The organism is Cryptosporangium sp. NPDC051539 (assembly GCF_044454545.1).
Classification (GTDB): domain Bacteria; phylum Actinomycetota; class Actinomycetes; order Mycobacteriales; family Cryptosporangiaceae; genus Cryptosporangium.
The window spans coordinates 447,846-461,843 of record NZ_JBITDV010000007.1 but is presented as its reverse complement, the minus strand read 5'-3'; the positions used below and the strand labels follow the sequence as shown (position 1 = coordinate 461,843).

Genomic DNA, 13,998 nt, shown 5'->3' with positions numbered 1-13,998 from the left:
GAACCGCACGGGAGGTATCGGATGACAACGTTGGTCGCGCACGCCGAAGCCCTCACCGGCCTGCTCTCCTCGTGGCTGCCGAAACAACGGTGGTTCGGCGACAAGCAGAGCCACATCGACGACGTGTCGGTCGTGAAGGCCGACACCTGGTTCGACGACCTGACGGCCGGCGGCCCCCGCCTCGACCACGTGGTGGTCGGGGTCGCCTCCGGCGGGCGGGTGGAGCGGTACCAGCTGCTCGTCGGCCTGCGCCGAGACCTGCCCGAGCGGCTCGATCACGCCCGCATCGGCGACGTCGAGCCCGGCCTCACCGCCTACGACGCCGCCCACGACCTCGATCTGACCGGCGAGATCCGTGACCTGATCGCGGCCAACAAGGACGTCAGTGGTGTGCGGTTCCGGCACGAGCCGGGCGCCGAGATCGACACCGACCTGGCCAGCCGCCCGATCTCGGCCGAGCAGAGCAACACCTCGGTCGTGTTCGGCGACGAATACATCATGAAGCTGTTCCGCAAGCTCGACCGCGGCGTCAGCCCCGACCTCGAGCTGCACCGGGCGCTGCGCAGCGTCGGCAGCGAGCACATCGCCGAGCTGTACGGCGCGATCGAGGGCGAGCTGCAGGACGCCCCGGTCACCTATGGGCTGCTGCAGCGGTTCTTCGCGAACTGCGCCGACGGCTGGGCGATGGCCACGGCGTCGGTGCGCGACCTGATCAACGAGCCCGAGACCCCGATCACCGAGCTCGGTAGCGACTTCTCGACCGAGGCCTGCCGCCTCGGTCAGGCGGTCGCTGCGGTGCACCGCGACCTGGTCACGGCGCTGGGCACCGAGGTGGTGCCGGTCGACCGCCTGGACAGCGTCGTCGCCGGGATGAACGCCCGGCTCGACGCCGTGCTGCGCAGGGTCGGTGGGCTGGCACCGTTCGAGCCCGCCATCCGCCGGGTGTTCGCCCGCGTCGCCGACCACGGCGAGCCGGTCATCGTCCAGCGCATCCACGGCGACCTGCACCTGGGCCAGGTGCTGCGGACGCTCACCGGCTGGGTGCTGATCGACTTCGAGGGCGAGCCCGCCCGCCCGCTGCCCGAGCGGGTCGCGATGATGTCTCCGCTGCGTGACGTCGCCGGGATGCTCCGGTCGTTCGACTACGCCGCGCACCACCTGCTCGTCGGCAACGTGGAGGCGGAGGAGATCGACCCGTCGGTCGACGAGCGTGTCGTCGAGTGGGCCGACCGCAACCGGGCCGCGTTCATCGAGGGTTACTCCAAGGACGGCGTGACGCTCGCCGACCCGGAGGCCAACCCGGCGCTGCTCCGGGCTCTGGAGCTCGACAAGGCCGTGTACGAGGTGGCCTACGAGTACGACAACCGCCCGAGCTGGGTCGACATCCCCCTGCGCTCGATCGCCAGACTCGCGACCAGCTAGCGAAACCACCGGGAAACCGAGAGGTCATGACCATTCAGCCCGACATGTCAGTGAGCCGGATCGAGCTGGACCAGCTCATCCGCGGGGAACACCACAACCCCCACGGGATCCTCGGCGTCCACCGCCTCGAGAACGGCGGCTGGGTGGTGCGGACGCTGAGGCCGGACGCCGCAGCCGTCACGCTGCAGTCGGGGGACGAACGCCGGGAGATGACCCGGATCCACGACGGCGGAGTCTTCGCCGTCGACTTCGGCGAGCAGCCGCCGGACTACCGGCTCGAGGTCCGGTACGACCACGGCCCCGGCCACGGCGCGCACCTCGTCGACGACCCGTACCGCTGGCTGCCGACGCTCGGCGAGGTCGACCTGCACCTGATCGCCGAAGGACGCCACGAGCGCCTCTGGGACGTCCTGGGTGCCCATCTCCGCCACTACGGGACGCCCAGCGGCATGGTCTCCGGCGTCAGCTTCGCGGTGTGGGCCCCGAACGCCCGTGGTGTCCGGGTGACCGGTGACTTCACGTTCTGGGACGGCCGGGCGCTGCCGATGCGCTCGATGGGCTCCAGCGGCGTCTGGGAGCTGTTCGTCCCGGACGTGGGCGTGGGGGCCCGGTACAAGTTCCAGATCCTCGGCCCGGACGGGCACTGGCGGGAGAAGGCCGACCCGCTCGCCTACGCCACCGAGGTACCGCCGGCCACCGCCAGCGTCGTCACCGAGTCGTCGTTCGAGTGGACCGACGCCGAGTGGGTGGCCGAGCGCGACCAGGGCGGCTGGCACGCCAAGCCGGTCAGCGTCTACGAGGTGCACCTGGGCTCGTGGAAACAGGGGCTCTCGTACCGGCAGCTCGCCGACGAGCTGGTCGCGTACGTCACCGAGCTCGGCTTCACCCACGTCGAGTTCCTGCCGGTCGCCGAGCACCCGTTCGGCGGCTCGTGGGGCTACCAGGTCACCGGCTACTACGCTCCGACGTCGCGGTACGGCGTGCCGGACGACTTCCGTTACCTGGTCGACCGGCTGCACGCCGCCGGGGTCGGCGTCCTCGTCGACTGGGTGCCCGCCCACTTCCCCAAGGACGCGTTCGCGCTGGCCCGCTTCGACGGGACGCCGCTCTACGAGCCGGCCGACCCGCGCCGGGGCGAGCACCCCGACTGGGGCACGTACGTCTTCGACGTCGGCCGCAACGAGGTGCGCAACTTCCTGGTCGCCAACGCGCTCTACTGGCTCGAGGAGTTCCACGTCGACGGCCTCCGGGTCGACGCGGTGGCCTCGATGCTCTACCTGGACTACTCGCGCAAGGAGGGTGAGTGGCTGCCGAACGAGTACGGCGGCCGCGAGAACCTCGACTCGGTGAAGTTCCTCCAGGAGCTCAACGCCACCGTCTACCGGCACCACCCCGGCACGATGATGGTGGCGGAGGAGTCCACGTCGTGGCCGGGCGTGAGCCGTCCGACCCACGTCGGCGGTCTCGGCTTCGGTTTCAAGTGGAACATGGGCTGGATGCACGACACGCTCGACTACCTGAGCCGTGATCCGGTGCACCGCCAGTACCACCACCACCAGATGACGTTCTCGCTCGTCTACGCGTGGAGCGAGAACTTCGTCCTGCCGCTCTCGCACGACGAGGTCGTGCACGGCAAGGGCTCGCTCTACGGGAAGATGCCCGGCGACCGCTGGCGCAAACTGGCGCAACTGCGTGCGCTCTACGCCTACATGTGGGCGCACCCCGGCAAGCAGCTCCTGTTCATGGGCGGCGAGCTCGCGCAGGAAGGCGAGTGGTCGCAAGACCGCTCGCTGGACTGGTGGACGCTCGACAACCCCGACCACGCGGGCGTCCAGAAGCTCGTCGGTGACCTCAACCGGGTCTACCGGGAGAGCCCGGCGCTCTACACCCAGGACGTCGATCCGGCCGGGTTCTCGTGGATCGACGCGAACGACGCGTCGAGCAACGTGTTCTCGTTCCTGCGCCACGGCGCGGACGGGTCGGTGCTGGCCTGCATCGCGAACTTCGCCGGTCACCCGCACTACGACTACCGGGTCGGCCTGCCGCGGATCGGGACCTGGGACGAGGTCGTGAACACCGACGCCGACACCTACGGCGGCTCCGGGGTCGGCAACCTCGGCGCGGTCGTGGCCGAGGCGGCACCGTGGCACGGAGAGCCCGCGTCGGCGTCGGTGACGCTGCCGCCGATGGGCGTCATCTGGCTGCGCCCGTCGGCCTCCGCCGTCGAGCCGCCCGCCCCCGCGGTGTCGATCGAGACGATCGTGGTGCCCGCCCCGAAGAGCGGCGCGGCCGCCGAGAGCGGCCCGGGGGCCGCCGCCGGACGCGACCCGGGCAAGGACGACGTTCCCGGGGCTGACGTTCCCGGGGCTGACGATCCAGGCGCTGTTGTCCCCGGCGCGGACGCTTCTGGCCGTGGGCCGCGCACCGAGGAAGACTAGGTTCCGCACCTTCCCCACGAAAACTCAGGACGGAAAGTCACCTTTGTGAGCAGGACGCGAATTACCTCCGCACCGACTCTCCGGAGCCGGTTGCAGACATCCCCTACCTACACGGCATGATCACAGGCGATGGCACACGATCGGATCCACCACGGCTTCCAATGCCGTCACGTGAATATCGCCTTGCCCGAGGGACCGGGTCAGGACCGGATACCTGACCTGCTGAGGGCAGCCGCGGCGACCATCGAGGAGATGGAGACCGACGGCCCCATCGGCGTGATGGACGTGCTGCTGCACTACGACCTCGAGGCCGGCGCCAACCGTCCGCACGTGACGCTCTACTACTACTTCCCTGAGGAAGACGAAGAACTGCTCTGAGCGGCTGACAGAAGGGGTCCCTGGCATCGCCAGGGACCCCTTCTGCGGCAAGACCGCCCGAGCCGCCCTCAGCCGGTGTGGGCGGACGACGCCCGGACCACGGCCCGGATCTGACGCAGCACGACCGTGAGCGTCGCGAGATCGGACGGGGCGTCTTCGGCCAGCAGCCCGAGCGTCGTCAGGGCCCGGCTGATCGTGTCGGCGTTCGCGTCCGCCCAGCGGTCGACCCGCTCCTGAGCCGTCATCTCCCCCGGCACCCGGCGCAGCACCTCGCGGGTGAGGCTGTCGAGCGCGCTGTAGAGGTCGTAGCGCAGCGCGAGCCGGGCCAGCGCCTGCCAGCGGTCGGCCCGCGGGAGCGCCGAGATCCGGTCGAGCATCTCGTCCACCCGGAACCGCTCGGACAGCGTGTAGTACAACTTCGCCAGGTCGCGTCCGGACAGTTCGGTGTGGTGCGCGAGCTCCACGACGTCGAGCAGGCCGAACCCGTAGAGCGCGGCGGTGACCCGGTCGGCGAGATCGGCGGGCACACCCTCTTCTTCGAGGCTCCGCACGAACCCCCGGTACCGGTCGGCCTCCCGGCCGAGCATCAGGCTGCCCATCTCCGCGGTCAGCTCGTCCATTCCCGGCTTCAGCCGGGCGATCTCGGCCTCGACGTCGAGCGCTCCGCTACGGCTCTGCAGCAGCCAGCGGACACCACGGTCGAGCACCCGGCGGGCCTGCACCATCACCGCGGTCTGAGCACCGGCGGGCACCGAGACGTCGAGCTCGTCGGCGGCCGTCCACAGCTCGCCCAGCCCGCAGATCTCCCTGATCACGACGTACGCCCGGACGATGTCGGCCGGGGTCGCACCGGTCTCCTCCACCGCGCGGTACACGAACGAGATGCCGCCGTGGTTGACCACCTCGTTCACGACGGCGGTCGTGATGATCTCCCGCCGCAGCGGGTGGGTCTCGGCATACCGTGCATACCGGTCGCGCAGCGCGGTCGGGAAGTAGTCACGCAGGATCGGGCGGCACCACGGGTCGTCGGGCACCGTCCCGGCGAGGATGTCGTCGGCCAGCCCGATCTTGACGTAGGCCAGCAGCACCGAGAGCTCGGGCGAGGTGAGCGCTTCTCGCGTCGCGGCCGTCTCGTCGTCCGGCATGAACTCCAGTGCGCGGTCGAGACGGCCGGCCCGCTCCAGCTCGGACATCAGCCGCCGGTGGACGCCGAACAGGCGCGGGGCGAGGTGCCGGGCCAGCGACAGGGCCTCGTTCTGGTTGTAGTTGTCGGCCAGGACGAGCTCGGCGACCTCGTCGGTCATCTCGGCGAGGAGCGTGTTCCTCGCCTCGGTGTCGAGTTCGCCCTCGTGCACGGCCTGGTTGAGCAGGATCTTGATGTTGACCTCGTGGTCGGACGTGTCGACCCCGGCCGAGTTGTCGATCGCGTCGGTGTTGACGCGGCCGCCCGCCAGCGCGTATTCGATCCGGCCCTTCTGGGTCAGGCCGAGGTTGCCGCCCTCGCCAACGACCCGCGCACGCAGCTGCTTGCCGTTGACCCGCACCGCGTCGTTGGACTTGTCGCCGGCGTCGGCCTGCGTCTCGTCCGACGCCTTGACGTAGGTGCCGATGCCGCCGTTCCAGAGCAGGTCGACCGGGGCGAGCAGGATCGCCCGCATCAGTTCGGCCGGGCTCAGCCGGGTCGCGGTGTCGGGCAGCCCCAGCGCCGTCCGCATCTCCGGCGTCACGTCGATCGCCTTGGCCGACCGGGGGAACACTCCGCCGCCGGCCGAGATCAGGTCGGCGGAGTAGTCGGCCCAGCTCGACCGGGGCAGGTCGAACATCCGCCGCCGCTCGGCGAAGCCGGTCGCGGCATCCGGGGTCGGGTCGACGAAGATGTGCCGGTGGTCGAACGCGGCCACCAGACGGATGTGCTCGGAGAGCAGCATGCCGTTGCCGAAGACGTCACCGGACATGTCGCCGACGCCGACGACCGTGAAGTCCTCGGTCTGGGTGTCGAGCCCGAGCTCGAGGAAGTGCCGCTTCACCGACTCCCAGGCGCCCCGGGCGGTGATGCCCATGGCCTTGTGGTCGTACCCGACCGAGCCGCCGGACGCGAACGCGTCGCCGAGCCAGAAGCCGTACTCGGCGGCGACCTCGTTGGCGATGTCGGAGAACGTCGCGGTGCCCTTGTCGGCCGCCACGACCAGGTACGAGTCGTCCCCGTCGTGCCGGACGACGTCGACCGGCGGCACGACGGTCTGGCCGTCCTTCAGGTTGTCGGTGACGTCGAGGAGCCCCCGGATGAACGTCCGGTAGCAGTCGATGCCCTCGGCCATCAGCGCGTCGCGGTCGCCGGCCGGCGGCGGGTTCTTGACCACGAACCCGCCCTTGGAACCCACCGGCACGATCACGGTGTTCTTGACCATCTGCGCCTTGACCAGGCCGAGGATCTCGGTACGGAAGTCCTCGCGCCGGTCGGACCAGCGCAGGCCACCGCGGGCGACCGCGCCGAACCGCAGGTGGACGCCCTCGACCCGGGGCGAGTACACGAAGATCTCGAACTTCGGACGCGGCGCGGGCAGGTCGGGCACCGCGCGGGGGTCGATCTTCAGGCTCAGGTACGGCTTGTGCCGCCCGGTCTTGCCACGCTGGAAGTGGTTCGTGCGCAGCGTGGCGGTGATCAGCGTGAGGACGCTGCGCAGGATACGGTCGGCGTCCAGGCTCTGCACCGCGTCCAGCGCCTCGGTCAGGCTCACCAGCAGCGCGTCGCAAGCGGCGGCCCTGGCGTCGTCGTCACCCCGGAAGTGCGGGTCGAACCGCGACGTGAACAGATCGACGAGCATCCGGGCGATCTGCGGGTTCTCGGCCAGCACCCGCTCGACGTACTCCTGCGACCAGCGGCTGCCGGCCTGCCGGAGGTACTTCGCGTAGGCCCGGAGGACGACGACCTCGTCCCAGGCCAGCCCGGCCGAGACCACCAGCGCGTTGAACCCGTCGACCTCGCACTCGCCCCGCCAGCAGGCGGCGAACGCGTTCTCCATCGCCGAGTGCACCCGGCGGACGTCGACCGGGCCGGGCGCCGCCGCCGGACCGGACTCGGTCATCGCCCGCCCGATCGGCCCGCCGATCTGCGGCACGTCGCTGCCCGACCGGACGCGCAGCCCGAAGTCGTAGACCCAGGTCGGCTTGTCGTCGGTGCGCTGCACCCGGTACGGCCGCTCGTCCACCACCTCGACGCCGAGCGAGTGCAGCACCGGCAGCACGTCGGAGAGCGCCATCGCGTCACCGAGCCGGTAGACCGTGAACCGCAGGCCGCGGTCGGCGGTGCGGTAGAGGCTGACGCCGAGGTCGCCGTCTTCCTCGAGCACCTCGATCCGGGACAGGTCTTCGACCGCCTCGGCCGGCGAGTGTTCGGCCTGGTAAGCGGCGTTGAACGCGTTGCCGTACCGGCGCAGCAGCCGCCCGGCCTGCTCCTCGCCGATCTCCCGGCGGATCTCGGACGCGAACTCGTCGTCCCAGCTGCGGGTCGCGTCGGTCAGCCGCTGCTGCAGCGCGTCGACGTCGATCGGGCCGACCGAGGTGTTCGGGTCGGTGCGGACGACGAACTTCACCCGGGCGAGCACGGACTCGGTGACCCGGGTCGTGTAGTCGACGCCGACGCCGTGCAGTGCATCCATCAGGAGGTCTTGCATGCGAAGGCGGTTCTGGGTGGTGTACCGGTCGCGGGGCAGGTACACGACGCACGAGATGAAGCGCCCGTAGGCGTCCCGGCGGACGAACAGACGCAACCGGCGCCGCCCGCCCAGCCGCAGCACCGCCATCGTGGTCTCGAACAGCTCGCTGGTGGCGATCTGGAACAGCTCGTCGCGCGGGTACGTCTCGAGGATCTGCAGCAGGTCCTTGCCGGAGTGGCTGCTGCGCGAGAGTCCGGAGCGGGCCAGCACCTCGTCGACCTTGCGCGAGATGACCGGCAGCGCCCGGACGCTGTCCAGGTAGGCCGCGGACGAGAACAGCCCGAGGAAGCGCCGTTCACCGGTGACGTTGCCGTCGGCGTCGAACGTCTTGAAGCCCACGTAGTCGAGATAGGCCGGGCGGTGCACGGTCGAGCGGGAGTTGGCCTTGGTGATGATCAGCAGGCGCTTCGCGAGGACGTTGGCGCGGACCTCGTCGGGCATGTCGGCCAGCCGCCGGCCCCGGCTCGGGCCCTCGCGCAGGATGCCCAGCCCGGTGCCGGGTACGGCGACGAGAGCGCGGTCTTCGCCCTCGAGCGAGTACTCCCGGTAACCGAGGAACGTGAAGTGGTCGTCGGCGAGCCAGCGCAGCAGCTCCCGGGCGTCGGTCACGTCCTTGTCCGGTACCGGCAGCGCCTTGTGGGTCAGCCCGTCGGCGATCGTGAGCGCGCGGCCGCGCATCTCGTCCCAGTCGGTCACCGCGGCCCGGACGTCGTCCAGGACCCGGCCGAGGTCGGTCTTCAGCTGCTCCTCGGCGCCGCGGTTCGGCCGCCGGTCGATCTCGATGTGCATCCACGACTCGACGACCTCACCGGCCACCGGAGCGTCCGGGTCGCCCACCGGGCGCACCTCGGTCAGCACACCCGCTTCGTCGCGGACGACGACCATCTGCGGGTGGACGAGCAGGTGGACGCCGAGCTCGTGCCGGGCCAGCTCGGCGGTGACCGAGTCGACCAGGAACGGCATGTCGTCGGTGACCAGCTCGATCACCGTGTGCCCGCCGCACCAGCCGGTGTCGGTGGTCGGCGTCCGCACCTGCAGCTTGAGCTCGCCGCGGGCCCGTTCCTGGGCCAGCTCCCGGTGCGACACCGTCGCCGCGATCAGGTCGGCCGGCGACCGGTTCAGCAGCTCCTCGGCCCCCACGTACCGGTAGTAGACCGGCAACAGGGCCGCGACCATCGGGTCGTCGGTGGTCGCCGCGGACTTCGCGATCAGCGCGTCCTTGTGGGCTTCCACTTCGTCGACCGAGGCGAGGAGGTCGCTGGGGTCGCTGGGGTCGCTGGGGTCGAGGCCCAGCTGGGGGTCGACCAGTGCTTCCAGGCCTGGGTCGTCCGCCTGCCGGGCGGACAGCGCACGCCGCTCCATTTACGCTCCCTCGTCGCGACACTGCGAACCACACACGGGTGCCCTCGGACGGTGACGCCCGGTTACCCGTGGGTGTCAGCGGTCACCCTAACCCGTGGCAGCATCCGGTTCGGGTCCGCGGTGACCCGGCACCGCGTACGAAAAACCGGGGCCACGCGGGTTCGCGTGGCCCCGGATGAACGGGCTTTCTCAGAACAGTGCGCTGGTCAGGTCGCGGCGCGCCTTGGCGACCATGGGGTCGTCGGGAGGAGCGATCGCGAACAGATCGAGCAGATGGGTCCGTACCCTGTTGCGATCATCACCCGCCGTTCGGCGGATCAGCGCGATCAGACGCTGGAACGCCTGTTCGGCCAGCCCGGACACGAACTCGACGTCGGCGGCCTGCGTCTGGGCGTCGATGTCGGTCGGCGCCGCCTCGGCGGCGGCCAGCACCGCGCGACCGTCGGTCACGTTCTCCAGCCGGCGCATCAGGCCGATCTGGGCGATGCCGCTGGTCGCGTTCTGGTCGTTCGGCGTCTCGGCGAGCATCGCCCGGTAGGCGGCCTCCGCCCCGTCGAGGTCACCGGACTGCAGCTTGTCGTCCGCGTCGGTCAGGCGGGGGTCGGCAGGCAGCTCGGGGGCCTCCCCTCCGGCCGCCTGCAGGATCGCCGCCAGCCACTGGCGGAGGTTGGCCTCCGGCTGCACGCCGGCGAACGCGTCGACCGGCTGCCCGTTCGCGATCGCCATCACGAACGGAATGCTCTGGACGCGGAACGCCTGCGCCAGTCGCGGGTTGGCGTCGATGTCGATCTTGGCCAGGACGAACGCTCCGTCGGCCTCGATCGCGAGCTTCTCGAGCACCGGGGAGAGCTGTTTACAGGGCTGGCACCATTCGGCCCAGAAGTCGATCACGACCGGGGTCTGCAGCGAGCGCTGCAGGATCTCGGCCTGGAACGAGGCTTCGTCGACGTCGATGACGTAGGGCGAGTCGCTCGACGGCGGCGCGTCCGTTCCGGCTGCTCCTGCCGGTCCGCCACCGGCCGGCGCAGCCGCGGGCGGAGTGGAACGCAGTGCGGAAAGGTCGACGGCGCCGGCCAGCGAGGCGGCCGTCATGCGGGGATTCGGCTGTCGCATGTCCCTAGTCTTCCACTCCCGGAACGTCATTGCCGACGGTGTGCCTGCAGGTAGTCCCTCGACAGCTCGGCGAAGAGCGCGCGGGTGAGTCCGAGCGCCTCATCCCACGGCCGCGGATTGCCGAAAAGGTCGTCCAGCGACTCGACCACCGCGACCCGGCTCGGCCCCGCGTCGAACTGCTCGGCGCCGATCCTGACCTCCCGGAGGAACGCGTAGGTGTCGTCGAGGTCGAGGCTGATGCGCGACTCGGCCAGCAGGATCAGCGACCAGAAGTCATGGTCGGGGTGCAGTTGTTCCAAATACCAGAGCACGGACGCGTCGAGGTGGGCCGACCACCGGATCGACGGCTCGGGAGCCCGCGGGCCGCCCGAGCGGTGGACGAACTGACGGGTCGTCCGGTCGGCCCAGGCCGCGAGCTCGGCGTGCCTGCTCGTCGCATACGTCTGCACGCCTTCGATCCAACCGTCAGATCGCAACCGGCTCCAGTGGCTGCTCGGCTGCCTTCTTGACCGCCCAGCGTTCGAAGACCAGCGTCCCCAGCGGCGGGATCGACGCCAGCAGCCCGACGAACGTCGCCCGGGTGCTCCAGCCCGCGACCGGACGGGTCAGCAGTACCGAGACCACGTAGAGGATGAAGAGCGCGCCGTGGATCGGTCCGAAGATCTTGACCCCGATCTCGTTCTCGACGATCAGGTACTTGAAGACCATCCCGATCAGGAGCCCGGTCCAGGACAGGGCCTCGGCGAAGGCCGCGAGGCGGAACAGGCGGAACGTGGTGCTCGATGCCGTCGACATGACGACATAGCGTAGACGATCGAGTGGCGCGGCGGCCGCGCGGGCGACCGGGTCAGGCCGGGATGCGTGTGCTCGCGGCCGGACGGACCCGGAAAGCGCCGGGACCGATCCGTTCGGAGCGGGAGCGGATCGACGCCGAGAGTGCGAGCGGCCAGCGCGTCTCGGCCGACCACACGACGCCGGACAGCTCCGCATCGGTGAGATCGGCGTCGGCCAGCACGGCGCCGGTGAGCACGGCCGCGGTGAGGTCGGCGTTCCGGAGGTCGGCCCCGGTGAGCGTGGCCTGGTCGAGCACGACCCGGCGCAGCTTCGCGTCGGCCAGGCTCGCCTCGACCAGCGAGGCGTTCGACAGGTCGGCCCCCGGGAGCGTCGCGCCGTCGAAGCGTGCCCGGGCGGCGTCGGCACCGACGAGCTCGGCCAGACCGAGATCGGCCTCCCGCAGGTCGGCACCGGCCAGGTCGGCCGCCACCAGGTCGGCCCGCCGCAACTGGGCGCGGACCAGGTCGGCGTCGGCCAGGCGGGCGGAGCGCAGGTTGGCCGACCGCAGGTTCGCGCCGCGGAGCGCCGCACCCCTCAGGTCGGCCCGGGCCAGGCAGGTCTCCCGGAGGTCGACGCCGGTCAGCTCGGCCTTCTCGAGCTGCGCGTCGCGCAAGTCAGCGCCGCGCAGGTCGATGCCGTCGAGCCGGCCCGCGCGCAGATCGGCGTCGGACGGCAACAGGCGGACGTCGAGTGAGGTGCCGATTTCGAGAACGGCGGTGGCGACCTGCTGATCGACCCAGCCGTGCCGGGCCTCGGGGAAAGCCGCGTCGAACAGTTCGCGGCTCAGCTCGCGGAAGCTACCCCGCAGGTGCTCGGGAGGTGCCATCGCCGCCTCCTCAGTGGGAGCTCGTCAACGCGGGCTGCGGGCAGATCGGGCAGCGCCCGAGTCCGGCCATCTTGTTCAAGAGTAGCGCGGAAGCACGAACTGCTCGACGAATCGCGAGTTCTCCGGACACATTGGGTTTGACGACGTCGGTGTCGAGCACTCGGGCGACCACGATTTCCCAATGTTCCTGGGCGGTTCGTGGTCCATTGTGCAGTCCGACGAACGACGGGACGAACTCCGTCGGCACGCCCGGCCAGCCGGTGACCGGCGGCGGGAGCGCCACGAAGCTGCGGCGGTTGCCGTTGGACTGTTGCTCTCCGAGTTCCCAGAGCAACGGGATGAGCTCACTCATCGTCGAGTTCTCGCAGGATCTCGCGCAGATCGTCTTTGTTGATCTGGGGGAACGAGTCGGTCAGGGAGCGTGACCGGCGGGAGCCGATCGAGTCGCTCACCACGTAGCCGGCGACCGCACCGGCGACGCCGGGCATCACCAGCCAGCCGGCCACCGAGAGGAACCAGGCCAGGACCGGTGCCGACGTCTCGGCCGGTGACTCGATACCGAGGCTGACGTCGTACGCGTCCCGCCAGCCGACCACGAACCCGGTGACCACGTAGAGCACCACGAGCGCCGAGAGCACCGGCAGCCCGCGGAAGAATAACCAGTACCGCAGGTTGCGCTGGTGGCCCTGCGAGCGCCACCACCGGCGCAGCAGTTCCCGCCGTCGCTCGCGCGCGACGGCGGTCACCGCGGGGAAGTCCGCCGGCACGTCGGCCATGCACTGAACGCTAGTGGGTTTCGCGAGCGGATTCGCGCAACAAACGGTCGGCCGCCGAATAGGGGTCGAGTTCGCCGTCGAGGACCTGGTCGGCGAGCGAGTCGGGAGTGGAGCCACCGTGGAGGCCGCCGATCCGCGCGCGCAGTTCGGCGATCGCGATCGCCTCGACCTCCCGGGCGGCCCTGGCGCGGCGGCGGTCCCGGAGACCGCCGGTCTTCTCCAGCCATTCGCGGTGTGCGTCGATCGCCGCCAGCACGTCGTCGGCGCCCTCGCCCCGTGAGGCGATCGTTTTGACGATCGGCGGTCGCCAGCGGTCGTCCGGGTCGACGCCGTAGCGTCCGGCCAGCCCGAGCATGCCCTGCAGGTCGCGCACGGTCGTGTCCGCGCCGTCCCGGTCGGCCTTGTTGACGACGTACACGTCGGCGATCTCGAGGATGCCGGCCTTCGCGGCCTGGATCCCGTCGCCCATGCCCGGCGCGAGCAGCACGATCGTCGTGTCGGCGAGCGAGGCGATCTCGATCTCGGCCTGCCCGACGCCGACGGTCTCGACGAGGATCACGTCGCAGCCGGCGCCGTCCAGCACGCGGATCGCCTGCGGGGTCCCGAACGACAGCCCGCCGAGCTGCCCGCGGGAGGCGATCGAGCGGATGAACACCCCGGGATCGGTGGCGTGTTCCTCCATCCGGATCCGGTCGCCGAGCAGCGCTCCCCCGGAGAACGGCGAGGACGGGTCGACCGCCAGCACGCCGACCCGTCGCTCCCGGCGGCGCAGCGCCGAGACCAGCGCGTTCGTGCTGGTCGACTTCCCGACGCCGGGCGACCCGGTCAGCCCGACCACGTAGGCGCGCCCGGTGTGCGGAGCCAGTCCTGCCGCCACCTCCCGCAGCCCCGGGTGGCCGTCCTCGACCATGCTCACCAGCCGGGCCACCGCCCGCGCCGACCCACCCCGAGCTGCCTCGACCAGCGCCGGGACGTCCGCATCGCGCCGACTGGACCGCAAGCCGACCGTCCTCCGTCCGGAAAAGCCACTGGCTTTTGTACCTGCTACGGCGCCGGAGCCCGCTGAGGGCGAGTCTGACAGTCGAGCGGCCCGACGCCGAGACCTCGGCCTTGGTATCTCAAGGAAACGCGCT

General features: G+C 70.7%; 11 protein-coding genes. 3 read left to right on the top strand and 8 right to left on the bottom strand.

From position 1 onward, the window contains the following. Positions 1–21: 21 nt before the first annotated feature. The 3 genes from ACIBZJ_RS24060 to ACIBZJ_RS24050 all read left to right on the top strand — a co-directional run bounded on the left by ACIBZJ_RS24060 (position 22) and on the right by ACIBZJ_RS24050 (position 4,238). Positions 22–1,422, top strand: coding sequence for an aminoglycoside phosphotransferase (locus ACIBZJ_RS24060; protein ID WP_395933121.1), 1,401 nt, complete (start codon positions 22–24; stop codon positions 1,420–1,422). A gap of 26 nt (positions 1,423–1,448) precedes the next feature. Continuing rightward, positions 1,449–3,860: a 1,4-alpha-glucan branching protein GlgB gene (gene glgB, locus ACIBZJ_RS24055; RefSeq protein ID WP_395933119.1), complete on the top strand. Its 2,412-nt coding sequence runs from the start codon at positions 1,449–1,451 to the stop codon at positions 3,858–3,860. A 171-nt stretch (positions 3,861–4,031) separates the two neighbouring features. Continuing rightward, positions 4,032–4,238 carry a hypothetical protein gene (locus ACIBZJ_RS24050; RefSeq protein ID WP_142705173.1) on the top strand — a complete coding sequence of 69 codons (207 nt, stop codon included), beginning with the start codon at positions 4,032–4,034 and terminating at the stop codon, positions 4,236–4,238. A gap of 68 nt (positions 4,239–4,306) precedes the next feature. Here the strand turns inward: ACIBZJ_RS24050 and ACIBZJ_RS24045 are convergent, their stop codons facing one another. The 8 genes from ACIBZJ_RS24045 to meaB all read right to left on the bottom strand — a co-directional run bounded on the left by ACIBZJ_RS24045 (position 4,307) and on the right by meaB (position 13,865). Next, complete coding sequence (locus ACIBZJ_RS24045) at positions 4,307–9,316, bottom strand: NAD-glutamate dehydrogenase (RefSeq protein WP_395933117.1); 5,010 nt, start codon at positions 9,314–9,316, stop codon at positions 4,307–4,309. A 189-nt stretch (positions 9,317–9,505) separates the two neighbouring features. After that, positions 9,506–10,429, bottom strand: coding sequence for a thioredoxin (gene trxA / locus ACIBZJ_RS24040; protein ID WP_395933114.1), 924 nt, complete (start codon positions 10,427–10,429; stop codon positions 9,506–9,508). Between the two features lie 26 nt (positions 10,430–10,455). Beyond that, on the bottom strand, positions 10,456–10,878 hold the full coding sequence (locus tag ACIBZJ_RS24035) for a hypothetical protein (RefSeq protein WP_395933112.1): 423 nt from the start codon (positions 10,876–10,878) through the stop codon (positions 10,456–10,458). A gap of 16 nt (positions 10,879–10,894) precedes the next feature. Next, complete coding sequence (locus ACIBZJ_RS24030) at positions 10,895–11,224, bottom strand: DUF3817 domain-containing protein (RefSeq protein ID WP_395933110.1); 330 nt, start codon at positions 11,222–11,224, stop codon at positions 10,895–10,897. A 52-nt stretch (positions 11,225–11,276) separates the two neighbouring features. Continuing rightward, on the bottom strand, positions 11,277–12,089 hold the full coding sequence (locus ACIBZJ_RS24025; RefSeq protein ID WP_395933108.1) for a pentapeptide repeat-containing protein: 813 nt from the start codon (positions 12,087–12,089) through the stop codon (positions 11,277–11,279). 10 nt (positions 12,090–12,099) lie between these two features. Then, entirely contained in the window at positions 12,100–12,441 is a 342-nt protein-coding gene (locus ACIBZJ_RS24020; protein WP_395933106.1) for a hypothetical protein, read from the bottom strand. Continuing rightward, a complete protein-coding gene (locus ACIBZJ_RS24015; protein ID WP_395933104.1) occupies positions 12,434–12,865 on the bottom strand; it encodes a DUF6313 family protein in 432 nt (143 codons plus the stop codon). Before ACIBZJ_RS24015 ends, ACIBZJ_RS24020 begins: the two co-directional genes overlap by 8 nt. 10 nt (positions 12,866–12,875) lie before the next feature. Continuing rightward, positions 12,876–13,865 (bottom strand): methylmalonyl Co-A mutase-associated GTPase MeaB, encoded by a 990-nt coding sequence (meaB, locus tag ACIBZJ_RS24010; protein ID WP_395933102.1) that lies wholly within the window; start codon positions 13,863–13,865, stop codon positions 12,876–12,878. Between the last annotated feature and the right edge of the window lie 133 nt (positions 13,866–13,998).